This is a genomic window from Caballeronia sp. ATUFL_F1_KS39, assembly GCF_023630985.1.
Lineage (GTDB): Bacteria > Pseudomonadota > Gammaproteobacteria > Burkholderiales > Burkholderiaceae > Caballeronia > Caballeronia zhejiangensis.
Map to the genome: position 1 here is coordinate 1 of NZ_JALQDZ010000045.1, position 25,467 is coordinate 25,467.

Below are 25,467 nucleotides of genomic sequence, written 5' to 3' on the forward strand. Positions count from 1 at the left end.
AACCCCCCAATACAACTAAAACAACCCATCCTTGTTTTTTTTGGATATTTATACAAAAATGTTCAGACCGCATTAGAATTTTAAGAAATCAACCCCCCCCCCCCCCAAAAGGGGCGTCCGTACGTGTAGCGCTGATCGGGGGGCCCGCGTCAAGTCACGTGGGGGCAAACACACACCCGGGGCCCCCAAAAAAGGCCCCCCCCCGCTTTTTTATTTGCGCGATGACATCAGCCGTGCGTCGTGCCTTTAGGCATCCTTGACGACGCGCACGCCTGCAACGCGACGATCGCCTTGTTTGCCAGCGTGAGCGTTTCCTCGCAGGCGAGGCGGTCGCGAAAGATCGAGCATCCGCCGCCGGCGTTCACTTTCGCCACCGCGTTACGCAGCTTGTCGAGCGCGGATTGCGGCGAGCCGGCGTCGCGAATCATCGATGCGATATCGAACGCGCTGCCGGCGTCGGTTTCGACGTAGCCGGGGCATTGCGTTTGCGCGTGAGCCGCCATGCAAATCATGCCGGCAGCCGCAGCTAGCGAAAGGCGCCGGGCGCGGCGTCGAGAAGGGTAGAGGAGGGCATCCATTGGCGTCACCATCGTCAGATTCGCATTGACAAATCATGCGTTCGGCGAACTCGTGACGGCTGGAACGGACGAATGCTTGTCCACAGAATCGGTGGGCAAGATTGTGGATATCCTGAGCATCGCCGGGCCAACGTGTTGATGCGTAACGCATTTGACCCGGCGTACGAAATTCGCGCGTTGCTTCGTCTCCCATTCTGAACCGGTAAAAAAATTCGCGCCGGCCGCGTCAAAAAAGCCTAAATGCGGAATGCCTGGACGGTTTGCCCGAGTTCGCGCGCCTGCGCGTCGAGCGCGTGCGCGGCCGTCGCCGCTTCGTTCACGAGGGCGGCATTCTTCTGCATCAAACGATCCATCTGCGATACCGCGTCGTTCACTTCGTCGATGCCGCTGCTTTGCTCGCGCGAAGCCGTCGCGATCGCTTCGACGAGCATCGACACGGCGTCGACGGAAGCGAGCAGATCGGCGAGCGTCGTGCCCGCGCGCATGACCGTCGAGCCGCTCGATTCGACGTGCGCGTTCACTTCGCGGGTCAATTGCGAGATTTCCTTCGCCGCGGCCGACGAGCGCCGCGCGAGCGCGCGAACTTCCTCGGCGACGACAGCAAAGCCACGTCCGAGCGACCCGGCTCGCGCCGCTTCGACCGCCGCGTTCAGCGCGAGCAGATTCGTCTGAAACGCGATGGATTCGATCACGCTCGTAATCTGCCGGATCTGCGCCGAACGCGACGACAAATCCATCATGCGCGCGATTGCATCGGCGACGGCGCGTTCGCCATCCTTCGCGCGCTCGGACGCTTCCCTCGCCAACTCGCGCGCGCGATTCGCGTGATCGGCGTTCGCGCGAACGGTGGATGCGATCTGCTCCATGCTCGCCGACGTCTGCTGCAAGCTCGCCGCATGTTCCTCGGTGCGCGCGGACAGCGCGTGGTTGCCCTCGGTGATGTCCGCCGCCGCGACGCCGATGGTCTGCGTCGAGCGCTTGATGTCGCCGACCATCGACGCGAGCTGGCTGCACATCAGGCTCATCGCGTACATCACGCTTTCCGTGTCGCCGCGCGCGACGGGCACATCGGTCAGCAGATCGCCTTGCGAGACGCGCCGCGCCACGCTTGCCGCGAGTTCCGGTTCGCCGCCGAGCTGGCGCATGAGCGAGCGCGCCAACGAAAAGCAGAGCCAGCCGACGAGCGCCACGCCCGCCCCGATGCACGCGCCCACGCTCCATTGCACGATGCGGCTCACGCGTTGCGCGTCGTCGTATTCCTGCTGTGCGGCGGTGAGCTGAAACGCGCGCAGATCGGTGCTTTCCTTCTTGACGCGCTTCGCTTGCGGCTCGATCTGCTGCGTGACGATCCACTGTGCTTCGGCCAAATTGTTGGCGGCGAGCAGATCCGTCGACGGACGAAAGCCTTTGTCGCGCAGTGTCGCCCAGTCGGCGGCGAGGCGCTTTGCGAGCGGCGCTTCGGTCGAACCGAGCGGATAGCGCAGATAGCGGCCGAGCAGGGCATCGATATTTGCGACGCGCTGCTGCGTCGATGCGACCACGGCTTGCGTCTTTTGCGCCGATGGATCGAGCACGGCGTCGCTGATCGCGAACTGGCTTTGCGTGATGAGTTCGTCGATCGTGGAAATGGTCTGCAGCGCTTGCACGCGCCCTTCGAAGACGTGGCGTAGCGCGGCATTGCCTTGCTGGACGCCGAATAATCCGACGCTGCCGACCGCGACGAGCACGGCGGCGACCGCGCCCGTGACGATCGCGAGGCGCGCCTTGACGGTGAACTTTGACATGTTCGGTAGAAGAGAAACGTGCGCGGAGAAGTCCGGAGGCGCGCAGCGGCCAATCATCGGACTTTTGTGGAGAGCGCAATCTACCGATTGTCGACGACGTTTGTGTGACAAGCGCCGCGGTCACGCGCCGCAAACCTTTGCGTGCGCGTTCCCAACGAAAGCGACCGATGCCCCGCAATCAATCGCGCTTCGGAATCTCCAGTCCGCGCTTCACCGCAGGCCGCGCGAGAAACGCGTCGAGCACGCGCTCGACGTTCTTGAACTCGTGAAAATCCACCAGCTCGCGCGCTTCGTAAAAGCCGATCAGATTGCGCACCCACGGAAACGTGGAGATATCCGCGATGCTGTACTCGTCGCCCATGATCCAGTCGCGACCTTCGAGCCGCTTGTCGAGGACACCAAGAAGCCGCTTCGATTCGGCGACGTAGCGCGCACGCGGACGCTTATCCTCGTAATCCTTGCCCGCGAACTTGTGAAAGAAGCCGACCTGCCCGAACATCGGGCCGACGCCGCCCATCTGGAACATCAGCCATTGCAGCGTTTCGTAGCGCTTCGCCACATCGTCGGGCATCAACTGGCCGCTCTTCGCCGCGAGATAGACAAGAATCGCACCGGATTCGAAGAGCGGCATCGGCTCGCCGTTGGGTCCCTCCGGATCGATGATCGCGGGAATCTTGTTGTTCGGATTGAGCGACAGGAACTCGTCCGACATCTGATCGTTCTTGTCGAAGCGCACGAGATGCGGCTCGTAAGGCAGGCCGGTTTCCTCGAGCATGATCGAGACTTTCACGCCATTGGGGGTCGGCAGCGAATAGAGCTGAATGCGCTCGGGATGCTGAGCGGGCCATTTGCGGGTGATGGGGAAATCGGCAAGCGCGGTCATTTAGAGTCCTCGAAGGTCGAAGCGCCGAATATAACGATTTCGCGGCTTTCCTGCGTCGAAGACACCATCGCGCGCGCTGTCATCCGCTCGCCGCATCGACAGGAAAAGATTGAGGGATCTCGTACAGACGACGTATGTCGAAACGCGGAATCTGTTCTTGCCTCGACTACAAAAGCGATTGTAGGAATCGCAGCATCGATACGAGGATTGCGCGCAGCGCGAAGGTCAAGAAGTCAACGAACAACGAAGAAACCAAGCCCTTGCGGGAATGTGCAGCGCGAACGCGACGTGCGGGCCGGTCCACTGGCTCGGTTATTGCATCGGCACGGGTGCCCGGGAATCCGTGCCGGCCTTACGAACCGTTGGTTACGCTGCCATGAAAACCGCTCCTCTCGCAACGCTTACCGCAATCGCTGCCGTGGTCGGGGGACTGCTGCCCAGCCTGTGCACCGCCACGTCTCTCGAAAGCCAGCTCGACTGCAAGTCCAGCGCGCACAACTTCATCGCACCGCTCGTCGCCGATAAATCCATCGACGCGCGCCCCATGCGCGTCGAGGCGAATTCGGTCAACGCGTTCAAGCCGACCCAGGGAAGCGAGCTCACCGCTTACGGCTTTCGCGTGTATGCCGTGCTGGGCTACGAGCACGGCGACGACATGTTCAAGCGCGGCAGCGGCCAGCCGATCAACGATTCCGCGTATGGCGTCGTGGTGCTCGCCGCGTCGGAAACGGTCGAGGCGAAGGTGCGCGAATCGGGCAGCACGGCGGTCGTCAAACAGGTCGTGCCGATGATGATGACGGCCGTCTTCTGCGACGGCAGCGGCGCGAGCAAGACGACGGCCGGCGCCGTTACGACGGAAGCGTCGCGGAATCGCTGAATCATCGTCGATAATGTTCTCCCCAAAGGCGCGCGCAAAGTGTCGCGCGCCCGACAACAGGAGAACGCCGACATGTCTGACGCAGCCAAGCAGTCTCAACGAATCGCCATCGTCACCGGAGCGGGAAGCGGAATCGGCCGTGCGGCGGCGCTGGCCTTGCTCGGCGACGGCTGGTCGGTCGTGCTTGCCGGAAGACGTCCCGCGCCGCTCGACGCGGTGATCGGCGAATCGAATGCAGCGGAGCGCGCGCTCGCCGTGCCGACCGACGTCTCCGATCCGCAATCGGTCGAGAAGCTCTTCAAGGCGGCGGTCGAGCGCTTCGGCCGCGTCGATCTGCTGTTCAACAACGCTGGCGTGACGAATCCGCCGGGACCGTTCGAGGACTGGACGCCCGAGCAATGGAAGAACGTCGTCGATATCAATCTGAACGGCATGTTCTATTGCCTGCAGCAAGCGTTCCGCACGATGAAGGCGCAAACGCCCACGGGCGGCCGCATCATCAATAACGGTTCGATTTCCGCGAGCGCGCCGCGCCCCAATTCGGCGGCCTACACGGCGACGAAGCACGCGGTGCAAGGTCTCACGAAGACCGCATCGCTCGATGGCCGCAAGTACGACATCGCGGTCGGTCAGATCGATGTCGGCAATGCTTTCACCGAGCTATCGGAGCGCATGTCGAAGGGCGTGCCGCAAGCGAACGGCGAGATCGCCATCGAACCGATGATGGACGTGAAGATCGTCGGCCAGTCGGTGCTCTACATGGCGAACCTGCCGCTCGAAGCCAACGTGCTGTTCCACACCGTGATGGCCACCAAGATGCCGTTCGTCGGCCGCGGCTGATTCTTCTTCTACGCGATCCGATACCAGACGCGAATGCCCGAGTACCAATGGCTCACGCTGGTATCGTCGCCGGCGCCGAACGTCGAGAGGCTCTCGACGTTCAGCACGTCGACGTCGTTCTCGGCAATCCACCTGTTCGCGCGCTCGACGAGCGCCGCGCCGTTCTCGTACACGTTGCCCTTGATGAGGTGATGCTGCACGATCTGTCGCTCGAAGTCTTCGTAAGCGATCTTCGCCATCCGCTGTCTCCTGATTTTCGTTCTGATGCGCCGATGTATCAGCGGTCGTATATGTTGCGGCGCAGCGCTATCGCCGCATGACGCGTTCTGCCGATTCGAGCATCATATGGCCTGAGACACGCTCGTGCGAATCGGTGAATTCCGCGTGCGGGCGGCACGAGAACGCCAAGGAGAGCACGATGGACATGCGGCAACGCGAGCACATCGAGGCAGTCGTCGCGGCGACCACGCGGGCGGACGCGCTCGGTACGGCGCGAGCGCACGACGGCATCATTCAGTCTTCATGGCGGCGTTGCGTGCATCAGTACGGACTCGATCCGTCGCGCATGCAGGAAGCGCGCATCCTGCCGCAGACGCGCCTGCGCGAGCATCAGCAGCGCATCGACGACTTCGCGCGCATCGCGCGTCACGGTCTCGAAGCCTTGTACGAGCAGGTCGCGGGCATGGGTTATGTCGTGCTGCTCACCGATGCGCTCGGCGTGACCGTCGATTACATCGGCGATGCGAACACCGATTCCTCGCTGCGCCGCGCGGGTCTCTATCTCGGCGCGGAGTGGAGCGAAGCGGGCGCGGGCACCTGCGCGGTCGGCACCGCGCTCACGACGGGGCAGGCGCTCACCGTCCATCAGATCGATCATTTCGACGCCACGCACATTCCGCTAACGTGCACCGCCGCGCCGCTCTACGATTCGCGCGGCGCGCTTTCCGCGATCCTGGACATTTCCGCGCTCGTGTCGCCGCAAGCGCGCGACAGCCAGAATCTCGCGCTGCAACTCGTGCGGATTTACGCGGGGCACATCGAGAACGCGAATTTTCTGCGCACGCATCGGCAGGACTGGATTCTGAAGCTGAACACCGCGCCGGAATTCGTCGATGTGAACCCCGAATATCTGATCGCGCTCGATGCGAGCGGACGCATCGTCGGACACAATCGCCGCGCGCATACGATGCTCGCCGCCGAAATCGGCCGTCCGGTCGCGCCGGGAGAAAGGGCGACGTCGCTGATCGGCGTGCCGTTCGATACGCTTTTCGACGCGCGCATCGAAGAGCTGGGCCGCTTCGTCTATTCGCGCCCGAGCGAATTGCGCGCGGTGCCGCTCGCAAAATCCGGCGCGCTGCTTTATCTGAGCGTGATGCCGCCCGCGCCGTGCGTCACGCCGTCGACCAACGCGACTGCGGCGCGCAGCGTGGAAGTGCCCGCGCCGCTCGCCGCGCTGTGCGGTGGCGATGCCGCGCTCAGGCGTCAACTGGAACGCGCCGCGAAGCTCGTCGATTCGCCGATCAACCTGCTCGTCAATGGCGAAACCGGCAGCGGCAAGGAGTTTTTCGCGAAGGCGCTGCATCGCGCGAGCGCGCGGCGCGCGGGGCCGTTCGTCGCGGTGAATTGCGCGGCGATTCCGGAGACGCTCATCGAAAGCGAATTGTTCGGGCATCTGCCGAACAGCTTTTCGGGCGCGGGCGCGAAAGGCAAGCGCGGGCTCATTCAGGAAGCGGACGGCGGCACGCTCTTTCTCGATGAAATCGGCGACATGCCGCGCGAGTTGCAATCGCGGCTGCTGCGCGTACTGGCCGAAGGCGAAGTGCTCGCGATCGGCGCGTCGCGGCCCGTATCGGTCGATGTGCGCGTGATTTCCGCCACCCATCATTCGCTCGACGCGCTCATGCACGACGGACGCTTCCGCGAGGATCTCTACTATCGCCTGAACGGCGCGCGCTTCACGCTGCCGCCGCTGCGCGAACGAAGCGATCTCGACTGGCTCGTCGACAAGCTGCTCGAAGGCGCGGTCACGCTGACGCCGGCGGCGCGTGAACGGCTGCATCGGCATGAGTGGCCGGGCAATCTGCGCGAGCTTTGCAACGTGCTGCGCTATGCGCGCGCGGTGTGCGCGAACGGTTCGATCGATGTCGATGATCTGCCGGAAGGATTCGGCGGCGCGCTGACGCCAGTCGAAGCCGAGCCGGCGCGCGCCGTCGTCGAGGATTTCGATCCGCATCGGCTGCCGCCCGAAGGCATGCTGCTGATGCAGTATCTGCGCGCGGCGAGCTGGAATCTGAGCGCGGTCGCGCGGCAGATCGGCGTGAGCCGCATGACGCTTTACCGGCGCATGGCGCGCTACGGCATCAAGTCGCCGAATCAGCGCGACGCGGGTCACTAACGCGCGATACGCCTGTACTCCCGCCGATACACCTGCCGCTGTGACACCTGTCACGGCGGCGCCCCGTACACCCTCCAAAGCGCCCGATTTCCGCGGGTAATCCCTCGCTTTTTCGCGCGCGAAAGCCGTCTTCAGATTGGCATGGCGCTTGCCTTTATCCGCCGCACAAAACACACAACGGAGACACTGGCATGCGTGACAGCGCGGCGCCGCTCGTCGGCATCATCGCCAATCCTGTTTCGGCGCGGGACATCCGGCGCGTCATCGCGAATGCGAACAGCCTGCAGCTCGCGGATCGCGTGAATATCGTGTTGCGGCTGCTGTCGTCGCTCGCGTCGTGCGGCGCTTCGCGCGTGCTGATGATGCCGGACCGCGAAGGTCTCAAGGTCATGCTCCAACGGCATCTTTCGCGCAAGCAAGGTCCGGACGCCGCGCTCGCTCACGTCGAATTCCTCGACATGCCCGTGACCGCGCGCGTCGACGACACGTTTCGCGCCGCGCGCATGATGCACGACGCCGGCGCCGATGCGCTCATCGTGCTCGGCGGCGACGGCACGCATCGCGCGGTCGTGCGCGAGTGCGGCCAGGTGCCGATCGCAGGCTTGTCGACGGGCACGAACAACGCCTATCCGGAAATGCGGGAGCCGACCATCTCCGGACTTGCGACGGGGCTCTACGCAACGGGCCGCGTCCCCGCGCGCCAAGCGCTCGCGTCGAACAAGCTGCTCGACATCGAAATTCGCGATGCGAAAGGCAGCGTGCGCCGCGACATCGCGCTCGTCGATGCCGTGATTTCGCACGAGCATTTCATCGGCGCGCGGGCGCTGTGGAAGATCGACACGCTCGCCGCCGTCTACGTCTCTTACGCCGATCCGCAGGCGATCGGCATGTCGGCGATCGCCGGTCTGCTCGAACCGCTCGGGCGGCACGACAAGGGCGGACTCGCGATCGAGCTCGGCAGACCAGGCGACTGCGAATTCGAACTGCACGCGCCGATCGCGCCCGGCCTCGTCGAACCCGTGCCGATCGCGAACTGGACGCGCCTCGCCGACGGCGTGCCGCATCGCGTGAAGCAGAAGAGCGGCATCGTCGCGCTCGACGGCGAACGCGAGCTCGCCTTCGGACCCGGCGACGAAGTGAGCGTCACGCTCAGGGAAAGCGCTTTTCGCAGCATCGATGTCGCCGCGTGCATGCGTTACGCGGCGGCGTCCGGGCTGATGCGTCAGTCCAGCAGCCACACCCGCTAGGCCAACCCACGGAAGACATCAAAGGAGACAGAGATGACAGCGACGCAACATGCGGGCGGCTTGCCGCTCTCCAAGGACGAACTGCTGAACGCGTATCGCAAGATGCGCACGATCCGCGATTTCGAAGAGCGCCTGCACGTCGATTTCGGACGCGGCGACATTCCCGGTTTCGTGCACCTGTACGCGGGCGAGGAGGCGGCGGGCGTCGGCATCATGACGCATTTGAACGATGGCGACCGCATCGCGAGCACGCATCGTGGACATGGACACTGCATCGCGAAAGGCGTCGATCCGGTCGCGATGATGAAGGAGATCTACGGCAAGAAAGGCGGCTCGTGCAACGGCAAGGGCGGCTCGATGCATATCGCCGATCTGTCGAAAGGGATGATGGGCGCGAACGGCATTCTCGGCGCGGGCGCGCCGCTGATCTGCGGCGCGGCGCTCGCGGCGAAGTTTCGCGGCAAGGGCGAAGTCGGCATCACGTTCGCGGGCGATGGCGCGTCGAACCAGGGCACGTTTCTCGAAAGCCTGAATCTCGCGGCCGTGTGGAACCTGCCGGTGATCTTCGTGATCGAGAACAACGGCTATGCCGAATCGACCGCGCGTGACTACGGCACGGCCGTCGATAGCTACGTCGATCGCGCGGCGGGCTTCGGCATTCCGGGCGTGACCGTCGACGGCACCGATTTCTTCGCGGTGTACGAAGCGGCGGGCGAGGTCATCAAACGCGCGCGCGAAGGCGGCGGGCCGGCGCTGCTCGAATGCAAGATGATCCGCTTCTACGGTCACTTCGAAGGCGACGCGCAGACGTACCGCGCGCCCGGCGAAATCGACGATATCCGCTCGAACAAGGATTGCCTGAAGAAGTTCGCGGCCGCCGTCACGCAAGCCGACGTGATCTCCCCGGGAGAACTCGACGCGATCGACAAGGAGGTCGCCGCGCTGATCGACCGCGCGGTGCAGGAAGCGAAGGACGCCCCTTTGCCCACCGCCGCCGATCTGCTCACCGATGTCTACGTCAAATATTGATTCGAGGAGACAAACACCATGGCCCGCAAACTGAGCATGAAGATGGCGATCAACGAAGCCATCGATCAGGAAATGACGCGCGATCCGAGTGTGATCGTGCTGGGTGAGGACATCGTCGGCGGCGCAGGCGCGGACGGCGAGAAAGACGCGTGGGGCGGCGTGCTCGGCGTCACCAAAGGTCTGTACGCGAAGCACGGCGATCGCCTGCTGGATACGCCGCTCTCGGAATCGGCATACGTGGGCGCGGCGATCGGCGCGGCGGCGTGCGGCATGCGTCCGGTCGCGGAGCTGATGTTCATCGACTTCATGGGCGTGTGTTTCGACCAGATCTTCAATCAGGCGGCGAAGTTCCGCTACATGTTCGGCGGCAAGGCGGAAACGCCCGTCGTGATCCGCGCGATGGTCGGCGCGGGCTTTCGCGCGGCCGCGCAGCATAGCCAGATGCTGACCTCGCTGTTCACGCACATTCCGGGGCTGAAGGTCGTGTGCCCGTCGACGCCCTACGACACAAAGGGATTGCTGATTCAGGCGATCCGCGACAACGATCCGGTCATTTTCTGCGAGCACAAGAATCTCTACGGCTTCGAAGGCGAAGTGCCCGAGAACTCGTATGCGATTCCGTTCGGCGAAGCGAACGTCGTGCGCGACGGCAAGGACGTGTCGATCGTCACGTACGGCTTGATGGTGCATCGCGCGCTGGAGGCCGCCGCGACGCTCGCGAAGGAAGGCATCGAAGCGGAAGTCGTCGATCTGCGCACGCTGTCGCCGCTCGATCTCGATACGGTGCTGGAGACGGTCGAGAACACGGGCAGGCTCGTCGTCGTCGATGAGGCGAACCCACGCTGCAATATCGCCACGGATATTTCCGCGCAGGTCGCGCAGCAGGCGTTCGGCGCGCTGAAAGCGGGCATCCAGATGGTCTGCGCACCGCATACGCCGGTGCCGTTCTCGCCGACGCTCGAAGATCTTTACATACCGAGCGCCGCGCAGATCGCCGACGCCGCACGAAAAACCATGAAGGGAGGAAAGCACTGATGGCCGCAATCACACCGATCGTGATGCCCAAATGGGGCTTGTCGATGAAGGAAGGCACGGTCAACGAATGGCTCGTGGAGGAGGGCACGGAGATTACCGTCGGCATGCCGATCCTCGATGTCGAAACCGACAAGATCGCCAACGCCGTCGAAGCGCCCGACGCGGGTTTGCTGCGTCGGCGGGTCGCGTCGGCGGGCGATACGCTGCCGGTCAAGGCGCTGCTCGGCGTGCTCGCGCCGTCCGACGTGAGCGACGCCGATATCGACGCGTACGTTTCGTCCTACGTCACGCCCGCCGAAGATGAGGAAGCGGGCGAGGAAGCGGCGGCGTATCACTTCGTCGATGTCGATGGCATCCGCGTGCGCTACGCCTCGCGCGGCGGCGACGATGCGAGCCGGCCCGCGGTGTTGTTCATCCACGGCTTCGGCGGCGATCTCGACAACTGGCTGTTCAATCTCGATGCGCTCGCCGAAAGGAACCGCGTATTCGCGCTGGATCTGCCGGGCCACGGACAATCGACGCCTAAAGTGCCTGGAACGTCTCTGGCAGCGCTGGCCGCGTTCGTCGGCAAGTTCATGGACGCCGTGGGTCTGGAAGCGGCGCATCTCGTCGGCCATTCGATGGGCGGCGGCATCGCGGCGCAGATGGCCGTCGATCAGCCGTCGCGCGTGCAGTCCGTGTCGCTCATTTCGCCTGCCGGCTTCGGCGATGAAGTGAACAATGCGTACACCGAAGGCTTCGTCACGGCCGAATCGCGTCGCGAGCTGAAACCGGTGGTCGAACTGCTGTTCGCGAATCCCGAACTCGTCAGCCGCCAGATGCTCGACGATCTCCTGAAGTACAAGCGGCTCGACGGCGTCAGCGACGCGCTGACATCGCTCAACGGCGGCTTGTTCGCGGGCGGAAAGCAGAGCGCGCTGCCGGGCGGCAAGCTGGCTGCGTCGGGCAAGCCGGTGCTCGTGATCTGGGGCGAAAAGGACCAGATCATTCCCGCCGCGCACGCGAAGCATGCACCGGAAGGCGCGACCGTTCGCGTGTTCGACGACGCCGGGCACATGAGTCAGATGGAGAAGGCCAACGAAGTCAACGCGTTGTTGAAGGAGCACGTAGGCAAGGGCGGCTGATCGCCCGGCGCGCGCCGCGGCGGAGCAGGACCCCGTCGCGGCGCGTCCGCGCGTTCTTGACTACCATGTCGGGATCGCGTCTGCGTCGGCGCGTCATTCCTTCGATGCCATGCCCTTCCAACTGATCGATCCCGCCGCGCTTTCCGGCGATCCGCACGATCCGCTGCAAGCCGAAGAAGCGCTCCTCGCGCGCGCGGCCGCGGGCGATGCCGTCGCGCATGTCTGGGACGCGCCTGCATCGCTCGTCGTGCCGCGCAGCTATCAGCGTTACGCGGCGCTCGCCGACGCGCGCGAGGCTTTTGCTGCGCGCGGCTGTCCCGTGTGGCTGCGTCTGTCCGGCGGCGGTCTCGTTCCGCAGGGTCCGGGCGTGCTCAATCTGAGCCTCGCGTATCCGGTGCGCGCGCCGATGGGCGCGCTGTCCGAAACCGTCTACGTGCATCTGTGCCGGATTCTCGCCGATGCCCTCAGCTCGCTCGGCGTGCTGACGCACTGGCAGGCGGTGGAAGGCTCTTTCTGCGACGGCCGCTTCAATCTCGCCTGGGGCCCCGGCGACGACGCCCGCAAGATCGCGGGCACCGCGCAGTACTGGCGGCGCGTGCCGCACGACGACAAGGCCCAGCCGCTCTATGCGGTGCTTGCCCACGCCGTCGTGCTCGTCGATGCCGATCCGATCGAAATCAACGAGCGCGCCAACGCCTTCGAAGCGATGATCGAAAGCGGACGCCGCTACGAAGAACTGCGGATCGTGACCGTTGCGCAGGCGCTCGCCTACGAATGCTTTTCGATGCCCGCCGACCTGCGCGAGCGCGTGCGCGCGACATTGATCGAGCGCGTGAAGGATGCGTCGCCGCCGGAACAATAAAAACGCATCGAGGTGGCCATGCCGCTCAGAAGTGCTTCGAACGGGTTCTTCTTCGCGCTTTGGGTGGCCGTGTGCGCGGCCGCGCCCGAATTTCTGTGGCAAGGGCTGTTTTCGCTCTTCGGCCATTTTTCGCTGACCGATGCCGCCGCCGCGCTCCTGATCGGCGCGATTCTCGCGTTCTTCGTCGAGCCGGTGCTGGAGCGCTTGCGCGGTCTGTCCGACGCGCACGAGCCCGCCGAGAAATCTCCCGCTTTCGCCGCGTGCGAGGCGTTGAGCTTTGCGATCGTCGCCGTCTGCGTGCACGAGGCGATCACCGTGTATGTCGCAGCGAGTCACTCCAACGCGCAGGCAAGCGAGAACCTCGTGAAAGCCGTGGCGCAGGCGCTGCAATGGGCGATCACGCCGTTTTTCATCACGATTGCGTGGATGGCCGCGCGCGCGCCGTCGTGGATCGCGTGGCCGATTGCGGCGCTGTCGATCATCGTCGGTTTGCTGGTCGGCGTGATATTCGGCTGGAGCGCGCATGTGCTCGTGACGAGCGCGATTCCCACGATAGCCGTGCTGATCGCGGGATGTCTCATCGTGCGGGAACAGTGGGATGCGTTCACGTTCAGGCGCTGCGCCCGCGCGACCGGCGTGATCGCGCTCGCCTGGCTCGTGCTGACGGGCGCGCTGCAACTCGCGCTATGGCTCGCGCACGCACAGGCGTTTCGCGTGTATGAGCGATCGGAGTTCTGGAGCGACTTGCGGTTTTATATCGGCTGGGTGACGGGCTTGCTCGTGGCGCCGTCGTTCGTGCCCGATGCGCCGCTCGCCGCCGGCGGCGATGACCGGCGCGTGCGGCATTGACTCAGTCTGTCAGTAAGTTCCGGGCGGCGGCTGCCAGCCCGGCGGCGGCGGAGGCGGCGGAGGCGTGGTGGAATACGCGCCGCCGGACGGCTGAACCATGCGGGTCGAGCCGCGTACCGGCACTTTGTCGCCGGCGGCGTACATGCATTGCAGATACGCGTAGTCGTAGCGCTGCTGCACGTTGTAGCCCGATGCCTGCGATGCCCCGACGCCGAACGCGCTGCCGGTCAGAAGGCCCGCGCCCGCGCCGATGGCCGCTCCCGATCCGCCGCCGAAGGCCGCGCCCGCCGCCGCGCCGAGCGCGGTGCCGACAACCGCGCTGCCGACCGCGCTGTTGGTCGCCGCCTGATTGGCGTCCACGCCGCCGACCTGCTGAAGGGCAAACTGGCGGCAGGAGTTGTCATCGGCGCGGAACTGGTCGAACGTTTTGGTGCTGCCGGGTAGCGCCATCACACTGGGGCCGGTAGGCATCACGGTGCAGGCCGAAAGGCCCGTCACGCCGATTGCCGCCAGTAAAAGGCCAAGCCTCGAGTAGTTCATGGATTCTTGCGAATTCGCTTCGTTATCGGTTTTCAAAGTGCCGAACAGCCTCAGTTCGATGGCGGCGGCGTCGCCGGAACCGGACGCCATGCGTTGGCGCATTGCTTCACGTACGGGTAGTAGGCCTTCGCGGAGTCGCAGTAGTACCACATGCCTGGCTGCTGCGCGGGCGCGCCCGGATCGGCGGCGGGCTGACCCTGCTCGACGTATTGAACCGGCGCGGCAGGCTGAACGACGACGGGCGGCGGCGGATAGTAGTAATACGGCGCCGGCGCGACGGGATACGGGTAATACACGGGTCCGCCGACCCACACGCCGACGCGCGCCCAGGCGTACGCGTTGGCGGTCACGCCCGCGCTCGCGATCAGCGATAGCGCGATAAAAGCCTTCAGGCGATTCACGTCCTTCTCCAGAAAAAATGTTTGCGATGTCGATGGCACTAACGGAAATCCGACCTCCGCAGTTGACCTGACATAGCGCATCCTCGAACGCTATTCCCTTTGCCGGAGAATTTCAATTACGCGGAACGGCGCGTATTTTTCGGCGCGTTACCCGGTAACAAAGTGTCGTGAATTCATGCGCGCAGCACGGTGATTCCGGCGCGTTCGATCGGTTCGACGAGCTTCGCGTCGGCGGTTTCCTCGACGATGACCGTCTGAGCCAGATCGATCCCGCCGATCCTGTAGGCCGACGCCGCGTTGAGCTTCGCCGCCGACGCCAGCACGACGGTTTCCGCCGCGCGCGCCGCGAGCGCGCGCTTGACGTGCGCTTCCTCGAAATCGCCGGTGGTGAGGCCGGCCGTCGGATGTACGCCGGTGACGCCCATGAAATAGAGATCGGCGTGAATGTGCGACATGGCTTCGACGGCAGCGGCCCCGACCGTGACGATCGAATGCTTGTAGAGCTTGCCGCCGATCAGCACGACGTCGACCGAAGCGTGCTCCGCCAGCGCCACGGCGACGCTCGGACTATGCGTGACGATCGTCGCGGACAGATTCGCCGGCAACTGACGCACGAGCAGCGCGGACGTCGTGCCGCCGTCGATGATCGCGATCTGCCCCGGCGCGATCATGTCCGCCGCTTTCTTCGCGATGCGCCGCTTCGCCTCCGATTCCATGTCCTCGCGCCGCGCGAACGGCGCGATCGCGGGCGAAGCAGGCAGCGCGCCGCCGTGCACGCGTTGCAGCAGCCCTTCGGCCGCGAGTTCGCGCAGATCGCGCCGCACCGTGTCCTCGGAAATGCCGAAGCGCGCGCTCAGTTCGGCGGCGAGCACCTGGCCGTCGCGTTTGAGGGCATCGAGAATCGCTTTCTTGCGCTGACTGGTCAACATTGTTTGCACGAAATTTCTTGATATTGCACGAAACTGCACGCTACCATGAGTTCAACAACTTGTCGAACGGGTGAACCGATGGAAACGAGCGAGCGCGTCCGCATCCTCAAAACCGAAGTGCTGTCGGACGACTGGTACGTCCTCAGAAAAGTGACTTTCGATTTTCAGCGCCGCGATGGCGTCTGGCAGCGTCAGAGCCGCGAAACCTACGATCGCGGCAACGGCGCGACGATTCTGCTGCGCGATCGCAAGACCGGCAACGTGCTGCTGACGCGCCAGTTCCGCATGCCCGCGTTCGTCAACGGACACGACGGCATGCTGATCGAGTCGCCCGGCGGCCTGCTCGACGACGCCACGCCCGAAGAGCGCATTCGCGCGGAAGTCGAGGAGGAAACGGGCTATCGCGTGCATCGCGTCGAGAAGATCTTCGAGGCGTTCATGAGCCCGGGATCGGTCACGGAGAAGCTCTATTTCTACGTCGGCGATTACGACAGCTCGATGCGCGTTTCGGACGGCGGCGGCGTAGAAGAAGAGGGCGAGGAAATCGAGACGATCGAAGTCCCGCTGCAAACCGCCATGCAGATGATCGAGCGCGGCGAAATCATGGACGGCAAGACGATCATGCTGCTGCAATACGCCGCGCTCGCGGCGCGTTCAGGCGAGTAGCGACACCGTCTTCACCTGCGCCCACAGGCGCATGCCTTCGACGATGCCTAGCCGGTCCAGCGAATAACGCGTGACGCGCGCGAGCAGCGGCGAGCCGTCGACGTCGAGCCGCACCACGGCTTGCGACGGATGGGCGTCCTTCGCGATGCCGATCACCGTCGCGGGCAGCACGTTCAGCACGCTGCTGCGCTCGTGCTCGTGCGTGCCGGTGACGAGACTCACGTCGCGCGCCTTGATGGCGACGCGCATCGTCTTGCCGCAGGACAAAGGCGTATGCACGACGGCGAGCTTCGCGCGCGAGCCCGGCAGCGCGAGCGTGAGCAGGCCGTACTTGCTGTCGTATCCGTCGACGATTCCCTCGAACACGACCGATGCGTCGTCGGCCATTGCGAGCGGCAGATCGAGCCGCGCGAGCGTATCGGCGATCGGCCCGCTCGCAAGCGCACGGCCGCCTTCGAGCAGCACGAGATGATCTGCGAGGCGCGCGACTTCTTCGGGCGCGTGGCTCACGTAGATCACGGGAATGTCGAGTTCATCGTGCAGGCGTTCGAGATACGGCAGGATTTCCTGCTTGCGTTTTTGATCGAGCGACGCGAGCGGTTCATCGAGCAAAAGCAGACGCGGACTCGTCAAGAGCGCCCGCGCGATGCCCACGCGTTGCCGTTCGCCGCCTGACAATCCGGCCGGCATGCGCTCCAGCAGATGCGCGATGCCGAGCAATTCCGCCGCCTGCGACAGATCCACGCGCCGCTCTGCCGACTTCACGCGCTCCAGGCCGAAGCGCAGATTCTTCTTCACGCTCAAGTGCGGAAAGAGGCTCGCTTCCTGAAAGACGTAGCCGAGCGGGCGCTTGTGCGTCGGCAGAAAAATGCGGCGCTCGGTGTCGAGCCAGACTTCGCCGTTGACGACGAGCCGCCCGGCGCGCGGCCGCGCGAGTCCCGCGAGACAGCGCAGCAGCGTGGTTTTTCCGGAGCCGGAATGGCCGAAGATCGCGGTGACGCCGCGACCGGGCAGCGCGAGATCGATATCGAAGGCGAAACCCTCGTGCTCGACGAGAAAGCGCGCTTCGATGGCTTCGTCGGAACGGGTATGCGCGCGGTCGAGCATCACGCGTTGATAAGTGAGTTCAGACATGAGCCGTGACGGAACGTCGGCCGGAGTAGAGCAGCAGAAGAACGACGAACGAGAATATCACCATGCCGCCCGCGAGCCAGTGCGCCTGCGCGTATTCGAGCGCCTCGACGTGATCGAAGATCTGCACCGACACGACGCGCGTGCGCCCCGGAATATTGCCGCCGATCATCAGCACGACGCCGAATTCGCCGACGGTATGTGCGAAGCCGAGAATCGTCGCCGTGACGATGCCCGGCCGCGCGAGCGGCAGCGCCACCGTGAGAAACGTGTCCCACGGACCGGCGCGCAATGTCGCGGCGGCTTCGAGCGGACGGCGCCCGATCGCTTCGAACGCATTCTGCAGCGGCTGCACGACGAACGGCATCGAATAGATCACCGAGCCGACGACGAGCCCCGTGAACGTGAACGGCAGCAAGCCGATACCGAGCGCCTGCGTGATCTTGCCGACATAACCGTTCGGCCCCATCAGCACGAGCAGATAGAAGCCGATGACCGTCGGCGGCAGCACGAGCGGCAGCGCCACCACCGCGCCGACGACGCCCTTCAGTTTCGAACGCGTATGCGTGAGCCACCACGCGATCGGCGTGCCGACGACGAGCAGGAGCACCGTTGTCAGCGACGCGAGTTCGAGCGTCAGCGTAATAGCCTGGAGATCGGCGCTATCGAGCGGCATCGGCGAAATTAGAGTTGATAACCGTAGGACTTGATGACTTCGGCGGCCTTCGGACCCTTCAGGTACTCGATGAACTGCTTCGCGACCGGATTGTCCTTGCCCTTGTTCAGGATAACCGCGTCCTGTTTGATTGGCTCGTGGAGGTTCGCCGGCACGATCCACGCCGAGCCGCTCGTGACCTTGCCGTTCTTGTAGATCTGCGACAGCGCGACGAAGCCGAGCTCCGCGTTGCCGGTCGCGACGAACTGCTGCGTCTGTGAAATGTTCTGGCCTTCGACGACCTTGGGCTTGATTTCTGCTGCGAGGCCGAGCTTGTCGAGCGTCTGATAGCCGGCGAGACCGTACGGCGCGGCCTTCGGGTTCGCGATCGCGATGTGCTTGAACGCGTTCTTCTTCAGCACGTCGCCTTTATCGTCGACGTAGCCGTCTTTCGCGGACCACAGCGCGAGCGCGCCCGTCGCGTAGGTGAAGCGGCTGCCGGGCACGGTCGCGCCTTCGCTGTCGAGCTTGGCGGGCGTGGCGTCGTCGGCGGCGAGGAACACTTCGAACGGCGCGCCGTTCTTGATCTGCGCGTAGAACTGACCCGTCGCGCCGAACGATGCGACGACCTTGTTGCCGGTGTCTTTCTCGAAGTCGGCGGCGATCGCCTGCACGGGCGCCGTGAAGTTGGCCGCGACCGCGACCTGCACTTCGCCGGCCAGCGCGGATGCCGAAGCAATGCCCGCAGCGAGCGGAACGAACGCGCAAAGCAAAGCGCGCAGAATACGAGTCATCACGTAAAGCTCCTTGAACCGAGTTGAAATTCTGCTTATGGAACGACTTCAGGCGGCGCGTTGGAGGCCGCGAGCGTGTGGCCGCAGGGTCCGGCGAGCACCGTAATATATACGAGTATATTGCGTCGGTGCATGGGTTTCGGCGCGACTCGTCGGATGATTGTTTGATGGACTCATTGTGAGTGACACTCAAATATATGAGTTGACCGTTTTCGCGTTTTTCGATGACACTGATCGCCGAAAGGTAAATTGCCAGCCACGATAAACTGAGCCGCGCTCAATTCGAGCGCGCAGGAGACGAAGCATGACCGACGCAGCGAATCTGCAACGCCTGAAGCTCGGCATCGAAGGCCACGTCGCGCGCGTGACGCTCGATCGCCCCGACGTGCGCAACGCCTTCGACGACGCGACCATCGTCGAGCTGACCGCCGCCTTCCGCGCGCTCGACGACGACGCCAACGTGCGCGTTATCGTGCTTGCCGCGAACGGTCCGGCATTCTGCGCGGGCGCCGATCTCAACTGGATGAAGCGCATGGCGGGCTATTCGGAAGCGGAAAATCGCGCCGATGCGCTCGGTCTCGCCACCATGCTCAACACGATTTACGCTTGCTCGAAGCCGGTCATCGCGCGTGTGCAGGGCGACGCCTACGCGGGCGGCATGGGACTCGTCGCCGTGTGCGATATCGCGGTCGCGGCGGACACGGCGCACTTCTGTCTCTCCGAAGCGAAGCTCGGCCTGGTGCCCGCGACGATCGCGCCGTACGTGATCCGCGCGATGGGCGCGCGCGCGGCGCATCGCTATTTCGTGACGGCCGAGCGCTTCGATGCCGCCGAAGCGCTGCGTCTCGGTTTCGTGCACGAAGCCGTCGCCGCCGATCAGCTCGATGCGCGCGTCGAAGCGATCGCCGCGAGCATCGCCGCGAACAGTCCGAACGCCGTGCGCGAATGCAAGAAGCTCGTCGCGGATTTCGCGGGCAAGGAGATCGACGAATCGTCGATCGGCGAGACGGCGGAGCGCATCGCGCGCATCCGCGCATCGGACGAGGGGCGCGAAGGCGTGCGCAGCTTCCTCGAGAAGCGCAAGCCGTCCTGGCTCGTTTGAAGCACCGGAGGAATCGACGTGATTACGCTGCATCACTGCGTGAGCGCGCGCTCGTTCCGGCCGCTGTGGGCGCTGGAAGAAATCGGCGTGCCGTATGAACTGAAGATGCTGCCGTTTCCGCCGCGCGTGTTCGCGCGCGGTTTCAAGGACGTGAATCCGCTCGGCACGATTCCGGCGCTCACCGACGATGCGGACGACGCGCTTTTCATGACCGAATCGTCGGCGATCTGCCAGTATCTGGCGGCGCGCTATTCGCCGGGCGCGCTCGATGTCGCGCCGCACGAGGCCGATTTCGGCCGTTATCTCAACTTCGTGCATTTCGGCGAAGCGACGCTCACGTTTCCGCAGACGCTCGTGCTTCGCTACGCGCATCTGGAGCCGCCGGAGCGGCTGCAGCCGCAGATCGTCGAGGATTACGCGCGCTGGTTCCACGCGCGTCTGCGCACGCTCGCGCCGCTGCTCGACGCGCAGCCGTATCTGTGCGCGGGGCGTTTCACGGCGGCGGACATTTCCGTCGGCTACGCGCTGATGCTCGCGGAATTGCTGGGGCAGAGCGCGCACTTCGCGCCATCGATCGCGGAATACTGGCGGCGTCTGCGCGAACGCGAAGGCTTCGTCCGCGCGCTCGAGGCGCAGGAAGCCGCGGCGCTCGCGCAAGGCGTATCGACGACGGCGTCGCCACTGCTGCGTCCGTAGTTACCCTCCTTCACGTCCCCCCGTCCGTAGGGCTGTGCGAAGCGCCGCGCAGCCGTACTCTTCACATCACGCGCTGACGTTCACGCGCGCCGATTCAGAGAGTCTTACTTGACGAGGTTGGCGATGATCGTTCTTTCCTGGTTCCTGTCGGTTGTCCTTGCGCTGCTCGCGACGGCCACCATTGCGATGGCGCTGCCGACATCCCCCGCGGACGAACTGAACGCCACCGCGCCGCAATCGATTTTCAGCATCGAGATGAATCGCTTCGACGCGGTGCTCGCGTCGTGCATGCCGAATGCCGACTGAAGACGACGACGACGACGGCGGCGCGCGCGGGGCGCGTCGTTGGGCGGCGGAAGTAAGTGTTGTCGAATCAATGCGTTGCAGCAAAATCTGAAACGATATCCACAGGCTTGTGCCCAGTTTCTGTGGACAACATAAAGCATCGAGGCCGAAGAGCCTGGGAAGATAACCCCAAGCCAGGCGCCACGGGCGCGTCAGGAGACCAACCGACGCAGCAGCAGAATCCGCCGATAATGACGGTTCCACGACAACCGGCGTCGAACCAGGAACCGCATGACCGCCAATCTTCCCAACGTCTGGGACGACGATTACCGGCGCTGGCTCGCCGAACTGAAACTGCGTGTCGAGCGCGCGCGCCAGCGGGCGGCGGCCAGCGCGAACCGGGAGCTCGTCACGCTGTATTGGCAGATCGGCCGCGATATTCTCGATCGTCAGCGGCGACAGGGCTGGGGCGCGGGCGTCATCGATCAGCTCGCGCGCGATCTGAAATCGGCGTTTCCCGACATGCGCGGCTTTTCACCGCGCAATCTGAAATACATGCGCGCGCTCGCGCAGGCGTGGCCGGACGAGGCATTCGTGCAGCAGCCTGCTGCACAATTGCCGTGGTTCCATCTCTGCACGCTGCTCGACAAGCTCAAGAATCAGGACGATCGAAGCTGGTACGCGGCGAAGGCGCTGGAGCACGGCTGGTCGCGCCAGATTCTCGTGATGCAGATCGAAACCGCCGCGCACACGCGCAGCGGCAGCGCGATCACCAATTTCGACGAGCGCCTGCCGCCGCCGCAATCCGATCTGGCGCGCGACGCGCTCAAGGATCCATACATCTTCGATTTCCTCGGCCTCGCCGAAAACGCGCAGGAACGCGATATCGAACAGGCGCTCACGCAGCACATCACGCGCTTTCTGCTGGAGCTGGGCGCAGGCTTCGCGTTCGTCGGACGGCAGTATCGGCTCGATGTGGGCGGCGACGAGTTCTTCATCGATCTGCTGTTCTATCACCTGAAGCTGCGCTGCTACGTGGTGGTCGAACTGAAGACGACGCCGTTCAAGCCCGAATACGCCGGCCAGCTCAATTTCTACCTCTCCGCTGTCGATGCGCAACTGAAGGCGCCCGACGATCAGCCGACGATCGGGCTTTTGCTGTGCAAGGAGAAGAACCGGCTGGTCGCCGAATATGCGCTGCGCGGCGTCGCGAAGCCGATGGGCGTCGCCGAATATCAGTTGCTGCGTGAAGTTCCGGCATCGCTGGAGACGACCCTGCCTTCGATCGACCAGATCGAGGCCGAATTGCGCGGCGACATGCCAGACGAGCGGTGAAGCGGCCAGAAAATTAGGCCAAAAAAAAGCCCGCTTCAGTTGAGCGGGCTTGAATCCACATCGGTTGAGACATGGAGGAGACAGGTGTTAGTATAAACCCTTAAGCCGCGACGTCAACACCTAAAACAAAAAAAATCGCAATCGGTAATCGACCGCAGCAAATTTGCAACACATCGGCGGCGGTCACTGCTTGCCGAGGCTGTGATAGTAGGCGGCCAGATTGGCGACGTCCGCGTCGGACAAGGTTTTCGCCATCATCGACATCATTTCGTTCTTGCGCTCGCCCGTGCGGAAATCGTTGAGCGCCTTCACGAGATATTCTTCCGTCTGCCCGGCGAGATTGGGCGCTTCCGGCAGTTTCGACATTCCGTCGATGCCATGACACGCCGCGCACGCCGTCGCCTTCGCGCGCCCGGCTTTGATGTCGCCGGCGGCGAACGACGCGGAAGCGCCCGCCGCCAGAACGCCCGCGAGCACCGCCGCCGTCAGCGCGACCCTCATTTGGCCCCCGAATACGAAATGCGATAGATCGCGCCCGCGTAGTCATCGGAGACGAGCATCGAGCCGTCTTGCAGCATCTGCACGTCGGCGGGACGGCCCATGTACTCACCGCTGCTCGTCAGCCAGCCTTCCGCGAAGACTTCCGCCTCGCCTGCGGTGCCGTCGTCCTTGATCGGCGTGAACATGATGCGCGCGCCGATCGGCTTCGTGCGGTTCCACGAGCCGTGCTCCGCAACGAAGATGCCGCCCTGATACTTCTGCGGGAACATCTTCCCGTTGTAGAACGACATGCCGAGATCGGCGGCATGCGCGGCGAACTCGACCTGCGGAAACACGAGACCCGCCGGCGGATTCTGGTCCTTGTATTCCACCGTTCGCACCTTGCCGCCGCCGTACCACGGAAAGCCGAAGTTCTCGCCGCCCTTGGTCGCGCGATTCAGCTCGCCCGGCGGGGTGTCGTCGCCCATGCCGTCGACCTGGTTATCGGTGAACCAGAGCGTTTTGTCCTTCGGATTGAAATCGAGACCGACAGAATTGCGCACGCCGTGCGCGTAGACTTCGCGGTTCTTGCCGTTCTGATCCAGACGGATGATGCCCGCGAGCCCATTCCTGTCGAGTTCGGCGAGCTTGTCTTTCGGCGGCACGTTCCACGGCTGGCCGAGCGCGATGTACAGCTTCTTGTCCGGCCCGACGCGGCAGTAGCGCGCGCCGTGATTGAAGCTTTCGAACTGCGTCGGGATCAGCTTGCCCTGCGGGACGACGACCGCCGCGGCGACATCCGGTCCGCCTTCGCCGAAGAACTGCGCCGCCGGGAAGCCGAGCACGCGGTTCTGCTCGACCACGTAGAGCACGCCGTCCGGCGAGAAGCAGACGCCATTGGGCACCTTGAACGTCACCGACGACGCAAACTGCACGACATCGCTCGCTACGCGTTGCTTGGTCCGGTCAGTCACCTGCCACACGCGATTTTTGCGGCTGCCGACGAACACGACGCCCGTCGAAGGCTCGATCGTCATCGCGCGGGCCTCGGGCACGACGGCGTATAGCTCGATTTTGAAGCCGGGCGGCAATTTGATCTGCTCGAGATTCTTGCGCAGCGCATCGGCCGTCTGGCCAGCTTGCGGAATGGTTTCCGGCGGTGCGGCATTGCCCGTCTGCCGGAAATTCGAAAGCGCGTTGATGTTGTCCTGCGCGGCGTTCGCGTGCGGCACGCAGGCGATCATCGCGCCGACGGCCAACGGCAAAAGCTTGAACGTTGCGTTCATCCGGTTTGTCTCCTGTTGTTGTTAATAACCGGAGCGGACGTTTCGGTGGCGCCGTCCGGTTCCATGCAAAGCAAAAGGTGCTCTCGGAATTGCACTGAACAAAACACGGCCACTTCCGCCGACGCGCGCATCGCACGACGCTTCGGCAATGAAAACAATCTTAGGATAGAAATCGCTTAAGTAAGCAGCGGATGACTAAGTTTCGCTGCGGCGCGGGGTTGCATGCGGCATCTATTTCCGGCCGTCGAAGAGAAAGACGTCGGTGCGGTCCGGGCTCGGCAACGCGACGAGTAGACGCGCGCCGTCGAGCACCGCGTGACCGGTCACGGTCGTATCGGGAAGCGGGCAGGGCGCGGGGCCGAAGGTCACGGAGACGTCGTAGGCGTTCGCGCCTTGGCGCGGCGCCGTCGTGCCTTTGAAGATGCAGCCGGATGTCGTCGTGCCGGCGAGATAGCCGTCGCCCGCGACCGTGATGCGCGTCTGCGTCGTTCCGCCGAGCGACATGCCGCGTCCGCTGTACAGGCCGCCCGCGTTGGCGCGGCTCGGCGCGATGTCGAGCATCGGCGCGGCGTTGGCGGAAAACGCGAGCCCCGCGCCGCCGTCCTTGTTCGCGACAGTTCCGTCGACGGCGGGCGCGCGCGCGAAGTTCACGCTGAAAACGGCCGCCGACGCAGGCGCCTTGCCCACGCGATAGTCGAATGCGGCGTCGCTGATGAAGCGGCCATCGCCCGATTGCTTGCCGCTCTTCGCGACCGCGACGCCCGCGAGTCCCGCGCCGCCCGCGCTTGCGTAGAAGAGATAGGCGGTGCCGTCGAAAAGCATGAGAAGCGTGGCTTGCGCCGTGCTGCCCGTGAGCGAGCCTTTGTAGACGCCGCCCGAAGGTAGCGTCGTCGTAACGGCGCCGGGCGGCGGCGCGGAGTTGGAACCGCCGGTGGAACATGCAGCGAGAGCGATGGCGCAAACCACGAAGGGAATTGCGTTTCTTGTCATTCTGCACTCCGGTCGCGAGCGATGAGAGTCCTGTATAAGCGCTTCAATCATGCAGGTCAAGCGCGTCGCGCCGGCTCATTCAGCGCTCATTCGGCCTCTTTACGATGCTTTGCATGGCAACGCGATACGCGAAACGCGAGCCGAAACCAACAAGACATCGTCCGATCTGAGGAGCAAGAACATGAACAAGTCGACTATCGCGGTTTGCGCTTTGGCCGTCGCCTGCACGGTGGGCATGAGCGGTTGCGCATCGATGGGAAGTTCCGCCGACATCTACGACAGCATGCAGACGCAACACGAGGAAACGGTGCGTATGGCGACCGTCGAAAGCGTGCGCGGCGTGACGATCGAGAACAACGACGGCCATCCGGCTCCGTTCGGCGCAATCGGTGGCGGCCTGCTCGGCGCGGTGGCGGGCAGCGCGGTCGGAGAAGGACACGGCTCGCTGCTCGCCGGCGTGATCGGCGGCATTGCGGGCGCGGTCGCGGGCGATCAAATTCAGGATCATCTCGAACGGCAGAAGGGACTCGAAATCACCGTGCGTCTCGACAACGGCGATTTGCGCGCGATCACCCAGGCCGCCGATGGCCAGATGTTCTACGCCGGCCAGCGCGTGCGTTTGCTGTCGAGCGGCGGCATCACGCGCGTGACGGCGTGATCGTGTGAACGAAGTG

General features: G+C 64.3%; 28 protein-coding genes. 15 read left to right on the top strand and 13 right to left on the bottom strand.

The features are described 5' to 3' along the window. Positions 1-227: 227 nt before the first annotated feature. From NCR93_RS23670 to NCR93_RS23680, 3 genes are all read right to left on the bottom strand, one after another. Positions 228-503, bottom strand: a complete 276-nt coding sequence (locus tag NCR93_RS23670; protein ID WP_008347139.1) for a hypothetical protein — start codon at positions 501-503, stop codon at positions 228-230. 311 nt (positions 504-814) lie between these two features. Further along, positions 815-2,362, bottom strand: a complete 1,548-nt coding sequence (locus tag NCR93_RS23675) for a methyl-accepting chemotaxis protein (RefSeq protein WP_175982089.1) — start codon at positions 2,360-2,362, stop codon at positions 815-817. Positions 2,363-2,540: 178 nt separating this feature from the next. Then, on the bottom strand, positions 2,541-3,245 hold the full coding sequence (locus NCR93_RS23680; protein WP_175982088.1) for a glutathione S-transferase N-terminal domain-containing protein: 705 nt from the start codon (positions 3,243-3,245) through the stop codon (positions 2,541-2,543). Positions 3,246-3,621: 376 nt separating this feature from the next. On the opposite strand from NCR93_RS23680, the gene NCR93_RS23685 reads away from it, so the two are divergent. Both NCR93_RS23685 and NCR93_RS23690 read left to right on the top strand, forming a co-directional pair. Beyond that, a complete protein-coding gene (locus NCR93_RS23685; RefSeq protein ID WP_008347146.1) occupies positions 3,622-4,122 on the top strand; it encodes a hypothetical protein in 501 nt (166 codons plus the stop codon). Between the two features lie 72 nt (positions 4,123-4,194). Then, a complete protein-coding gene (locus NCR93_RS23690; protein ID WP_008347148.1) occupies positions 4,195-4,962 on the top strand; it encodes an SDR family oxidoreductase in 768 nt (255 codons plus the stop codon). An 8-nt stretch (positions 4,963-4,970) separates the two neighbouring features. Here NCR93_RS23690 and NCR93_RS23695 read toward each other — a convergent pair whose 3' ends face one another. Beyond that, the gene (locus NCR93_RS23695; protein ID WP_008347150.1) at positions 4,971-5,201 is read right to left on the bottom strand and encodes a hypothetical protein; all 231 of its coding nucleotides are present in this window, start codon (positions 5,199-5,201) and stop codon (positions 4,971-4,973) included. Between the two features lie 179 nt (positions 5,202-5,380). Here NCR93_RS23695 and NCR93_RS23700 point away from each other — a divergent pair, with 179 nt between their 5' ends. From NCR93_RS23700 to NCR93_RS23730, 7 genes are all read left to right on the top strand, one after another. Further along, on the top strand, positions 5,381-7,357 hold the full coding sequence (locus tag NCR93_RS23700) for a sigma-54-dependent Fis family transcriptional regulator (RefSeq protein ID WP_175982087.1): 1,977 nt from the start codon (positions 5,381-5,383) through the stop codon (positions 7,355-7,357). Positions 7,358-7,548: 191 nt separating this feature from the next. After that, entirely contained in the window at positions 7,549-8,604 is a 1,056-nt protein-coding gene (locus tag NCR93_RS23705; protein WP_008347154.1) for an ATP-NAD kinase family protein, read from the top strand. A gap of 33 nt (positions 8,605-8,637) precedes the next feature. After that, complete coding sequence (locus NCR93_RS23710) at positions 8,638-9,633, top strand: thiamine pyrophosphate-dependent dehydrogenase E1 component subunit alpha (protein WP_175982086.1); 996 nt, start codon at positions 8,638-8,640, stop codon at positions 9,631-9,633. An 18-nt stretch (positions 9,634-9,651) separates the two neighbouring features. After that, a complete protein-coding gene (locus NCR93_RS23715) occupies positions 9,652-10,668 on the top strand; it encodes an alpha-ketoacid dehydrogenase subunit beta (protein WP_008347157.1) in 1,017 nt (338 codons plus the stop codon). Beyond that, positions 10,668-11,792 (top strand): acetoin dehydrogenase dihydrolipoyllysine-residue acetyltransferase subunit, encoded by a 1,125-nt coding sequence (locus NCR93_RS23720; RefSeq protein WP_008347159.1) that lies wholly within the window; start codon positions 10,668-10,670, stop codon positions 11,790-11,792. Before NCR93_RS23715 ends, NCR93_RS23720 begins: the two co-directional genes overlap by 1 nt. 109 nt (positions 11,793-11,901) lie before the next feature. After that, on the top strand, positions 11,902-12,654 hold the full coding sequence (locus NCR93_RS23725; protein ID WP_175982085.1) for a lipoyl protein ligase domain-containing protein: 753 nt from the start codon (positions 11,902-11,904) through the stop codon (positions 12,652-12,654). Positions 12,655-12,672: 18 nt separating this feature from the next. Beyond that, positions 12,673-13,503, top strand: a complete 831-nt coding sequence (locus tag NCR93_RS23730; protein ID WP_175982084.1) for a hypothetical protein — start codon at positions 12,673-12,675, stop codon at positions 13,501-13,503. A 9-nt stretch (positions 13,504-13,512) separates the two neighbouring features. Here NCR93_RS23730 and NCR93_RS23735 read toward each other — a convergent pair whose 3' ends face one another. From NCR93_RS23735 to NCR93_RS23745, 3 genes are all read right to left on the bottom strand, one after another. Next, positions 13,513-14,043 carry a YMGG-like glycine zipper-containing protein gene (locus tag NCR93_RS23735; protein ID WP_033535907.1) on the bottom strand — a complete coding sequence of 177 codons (531 nt, stop codon included), beginning with the start codon at positions 14,041-14,043 and terminating at the stop codon, positions 13,513-13,515. Between the two features lie 50 nt (positions 14,044-14,093). Further along, the gene (locus NCR93_RS23740; RefSeq protein WP_033535906.1) at positions 14,094-14,444 is read right to left on the bottom strand and encodes a hypothetical protein; all 351 of its coding nucleotides are present in this window, start codon (positions 14,442-14,444) and stop codon (positions 14,094-14,096) included. 173 nt (positions 14,445-14,617) lie between these two features. Beyond that, complete coding sequence (locus NCR93_RS23745; protein WP_008347169.1) at positions 14,618-15,373, bottom strand: DeoR/GlpR family DNA-binding transcription regulator; 756 nt, start codon at positions 15,371-15,373, stop codon at positions 14,618-14,620. Between the two features lie 78 nt (positions 15,374-15,451). Between NCR93_RS23745 and NCR93_RS23750 the strand changes: the two genes are divergently transcribed. Continuing rightward, positions 15,452-16,039 (top strand): NUDIX domain-containing protein, encoded by a 588-nt coding sequence (locus tag NCR93_RS23750; RefSeq protein WP_175982083.1) that lies wholly within the window; start codon positions 15,452-15,454, stop codon positions 16,037-16,039. Here the strand turns inward: NCR93_RS23750 and modC are convergent. From modC to modA, 3 genes are read right to left on the bottom strand one after another with little or no spacing between them, the layout of a single operon-like run. Beyond that, positions 16,028-17,146, bottom strand: a complete 1,119-nt coding sequence (gene modC, locus NCR93_RS23755) for a molybdenum ABC transporter ATP-binding protein (protein ID WP_235366168.1) — start codon at positions 17,144-17,146, stop codon at positions 16,028-16,030. The genes NCR93_RS23750 and modC overlap by 12 nt on opposite strands. Positions 17,147-17,165: 19 nt before the next feature. Next, the gene (modB, locus tag NCR93_RS23760) at positions 17,166-17,846 is read right to left on the bottom strand and encodes a molybdate ABC transporter permease subunit (protein WP_175982081.1); all 681 of its coding nucleotides are present in this window, start codon (positions 17,844-17,846) and stop codon (positions 17,166-17,168) included. 8 nt (positions 17,847-17,854) lie between these two features. Next, on the bottom strand, positions 17,855-18,619 hold the full coding sequence (modA, locus tag NCR93_RS23765) for a molybdate ABC transporter substrate-binding protein (protein ID WP_008347177.1): 765 nt from the start codon (positions 18,617-18,619) through the stop codon (positions 17,855-17,857). 304 nt (positions 18,620-18,923) lie between these two features. On the opposite strand from modA, the gene NCR93_RS23770 reads away from it, so the two are divergent. The 4 genes from NCR93_RS23770 to NCR93_RS23785 all read left to right on the top strand — a co-directional run bounded on the left by NCR93_RS23770 (position 18,924) and on the right by NCR93_RS23785 (position 22,037). Beyond that, positions 18,924-19,721: an enoyl-CoA hydratase/isomerase family protein gene (locus NCR93_RS23770; RefSeq protein WP_175982080.1), complete on the top strand. Its 798-nt coding sequence runs from the start codon at positions 18,924-18,926 to the stop codon at positions 19,719-19,721. An 18-nt stretch (positions 19,722-19,739) separates the two neighbouring features. Then, a complete protein-coding gene (locus NCR93_RS23775) occupies positions 19,740-20,417 on the top strand; it encodes a glutathione S-transferase family protein (protein WP_008347180.1) in 678 nt (225 codons plus the stop codon). Between the two features lie 123 nt (positions 20,418-20,540). Next, the gene (locus tag NCR93_RS23780) at positions 20,541-20,723 is read left to right on the top strand and encodes a hypothetical protein (RefSeq protein WP_175982079.1); all 183 of its coding nucleotides are present in this window, start codon (positions 20,541-20,543) and stop codon (positions 20,721-20,723) included. 270 nt (positions 20,724-20,993) lie between these two features. After that, a complete protein-coding gene (locus NCR93_RS23785) occupies positions 20,994-22,037 on the top strand; it encodes a PDDEXK nuclease domain-containing protein (protein WP_008347183.1) in 1,044 nt (347 codons plus the stop codon). A 183-nt stretch (positions 22,038-22,220) separates the two neighbouring features. Here the strand turns inward: NCR93_RS23785 and NCR93_RS23790 are convergent, their stop codons facing one another. From NCR93_RS23790 to NCR93_RS23800, 3 genes are all read right to left on the bottom strand, one after another. After that, positions 22,221-22,538, bottom strand: a complete 318-nt coding sequence (locus tag NCR93_RS23790; protein ID WP_008347185.1) for a c-type cytochrome — start codon at positions 22,536-22,538, stop codon at positions 22,221-22,223. Then, positions 22,535-23,803 carry a PQQ-dependent sugar dehydrogenase gene (locus NCR93_RS23795; RefSeq protein ID WP_175982078.1) on the bottom strand — a complete coding sequence of 423 codons (1,269 nt, stop codon included), beginning with the start codon at positions 23,801-23,803 and terminating at the stop codon, positions 22,535-22,537. The genes NCR93_RS23790 and NCR93_RS23795 overlap by 4 nt, the downstream gene beginning before the upstream one ends. 231 nt (positions 23,804-24,034) lie before the next feature. Then, entirely contained in the window at positions 24,035-24,793 is a 759-nt protein-coding gene (locus NCR93_RS23800; protein WP_175982077.1) for a hypothetical protein, read from the bottom strand. 181 nt (positions 24,794-24,974) lie between these two features. On the opposite strand from NCR93_RS23800, the gene NCR93_RS23805 reads away from it, so the two are divergent. Then, positions 24,975-25,451, top strand: coding sequence for an outer membrane lipoprotein (locus NCR93_RS23805; protein WP_175982076.1), 477 nt, complete (start codon positions 24,975-24,977; stop codon positions 25,449-25,451). Positions 25,452-25,467 lie beyond the last annotated feature (16 nt).

What these genes read in the sequence shown, in the direction of transcription:
- NCR93_RS23670 (WP_008347139.1), bottom strand. Translation starts at nt 503, where the DNA reads ATGGCGGCTCACGCGCAAACGCAATGCCCCGGCTACGTCGAAACCGAC.
- NCR93_RS23675 (WP_175982089.1), bottom strand. Translation starts at nt 2,362, where the DNA reads ATGTCAAAGTTCACCGTCAAGGCGCGCCTCGCGATCGTCACGGGCGCG.
- NCR93_RS23680 (WP_175982088.1), bottom strand. Translation starts at nt 3,245, where the DNA reads ATGACCGCGCTTGCCGATTTCCCCATCACCCGCAAATGGCCCGCTCAG.
- NCR93_RS23685 (WP_008347146.1), top strand. Translation starts at nt 3,622, where the DNA reads ATGAAAACCGCTCCTCTCGCAACGCTTACCGCAATCGCTGCCGTGGTC.
- NCR93_RS23690 (WP_008347148.1), top strand. Translation starts at nt 4,195, where the DNA reads ATGTCTGACGCAGCCAAGCAGTCTCAACGAATCGCCATCGTCACCGGA.
- NCR93_RS23695 (WP_008347150.1), bottom strand. Translation starts at nt 5,201, where the DNA reads ATGGCGAAGATCGCTTACGAAGACTTCGAGCGACAGATCGTGCAGCAT.
- NCR93_RS23700 (WP_175982087.1), top strand. Translation starts at nt 5,381, where the DNA reads ATGGACATGCGGCAACGCGAGCACATCGAGGCAGTCGTCGCGGCGACC.
- NCR93_RS23705 (WP_008347154.1), top strand. Translation starts at nt 7,549, where the DNA reads ATGCGTGACAGCGCGGCGCCGCTCGTCGGCATCATCGCCAATCCTGTT.
- NCR93_RS23710 (WP_175982086.1), top strand. Translation starts at nt 8,638, where the DNA reads ATGACAGCGACGCAACATGCGGGCGGCTTGCCGCTCTCCAAGGACGAA.
- NCR93_RS23715 (WP_008347157.1), top strand. Translation starts at nt 9,652, where the DNA reads ATGGCCCGCAAACTGAGCATGAAGATGGCGATCAACGAAGCCATCGAT.
- NCR93_RS23720 (WP_008347159.1), top strand. Translation starts at nt 10,668, where the DNA reads ATGGCCGCAATCACACCGATCGTGATGCCCAAATGGGGCTTGTCGATG.
- NCR93_RS23725 (WP_175982085.1), top strand. Translation starts at nt 11,902, where the DNA reads ATGCCCTTCCAACTGATCGATCCCGCCGCGCTTTCCGGCGATCCGCAC.
- NCR93_RS23730 (WP_175982084.1), top strand. Translation starts at nt 12,673, where the DNA reads ATGCCGCTCAGAAGTGCTTCGAACGGGTTCTTCTTCGCGCTTTGGGTG.
- NCR93_RS23735 (WP_033535907.1), bottom strand. Translation starts at nt 14,043, where the DNA reads ATGAACTACTCGAGGCTTGGCCTTTTACTGGCGGCAATCGGCGTGACG.
- NCR93_RS23745 (WP_008347169.1), bottom strand. Translation starts at nt 15,373, where the DNA reads ATGTTGACCAGTCAGCGCAAGAAAGCGATTCTCGATGCCCTCAAACGC.
- NCR93_RS23750 (WP_175982083.1), top strand. Translation starts at nt 15,452, where the DNA reads ATGGAAACGAGCGAGCGCGTCCGCATCCTCAAAACCGAAGTGCTGTCG.
- modC (WP_235366168.1), bottom strand. Translation starts at nt 17,146, where the DNA reads ATGCTCGACCGCGCGCATACCCGTTCCGACGAAGCCATCGAAGCGCGC.
- modB (WP_175982081.1), bottom strand. Translation starts at nt 17,846, where the DNA reads ATGCCGCTCGATAGCGCCGATCTCCAGGCTATTACGCTGACGCTCGAA.
- modA (WP_008347177.1), bottom strand. Translation starts at nt 18,619, where the DNA reads ATGACTCGTATTCTGCGCGCTTTGCTTTGCGCGTTCGTTCCGCTCGCT.
- NCR93_RS23770 (WP_175982080.1), top strand. Translation starts at nt 18,924, where the DNA reads ATGACCGACGCAGCGAATCTGCAACGCCTGAAGCTCGGCATCGAAGGC.
- NCR93_RS23780 (WP_175982079.1), top strand. Translation starts at nt 20,541, where the DNA reads ATGATCGTTCTTTCCTGGTTCCTGTCGGTTGTCCTTGCGCTGCTCGCG.
- NCR93_RS23785 (WP_008347183.1), top strand. Translation starts at nt 20,994, where the DNA reads ATGACCGCCAATCTTCCCAACGTCTGGGACGACGATTACCGGCGCTGG.
- NCR93_RS23790 (WP_008347185.1), bottom strand. Translation starts at nt 22,538, where the DNA reads ATGAGGGTCGCGCTGACGGCGGCGGTGCTCGCGGGCGTTCTGGCGGCG.
- NCR93_RS23795 (WP_175982078.1), bottom strand. Translation starts at nt 23,803, where the DNA reads ATGAACGCAACGTTCAAGCTTTTGCCGTTGGCCGTCGGCGCGATGATC.
- NCR93_RS23800 (WP_175982077.1), bottom strand. Translation starts at nt 24,793, where the DNA reads ATGACAAGAAACGCAATTCCCTTCGTGGTTTGCGCCATCGCTCTCGCT.
- NCR93_RS23805 (WP_175982076.1), top strand. Translation starts at nt 24,975, where the DNA reads ATGAACAAGTCGACTATCGCGGTTTGCGCTTTGGCCGTCGCCTGCACG.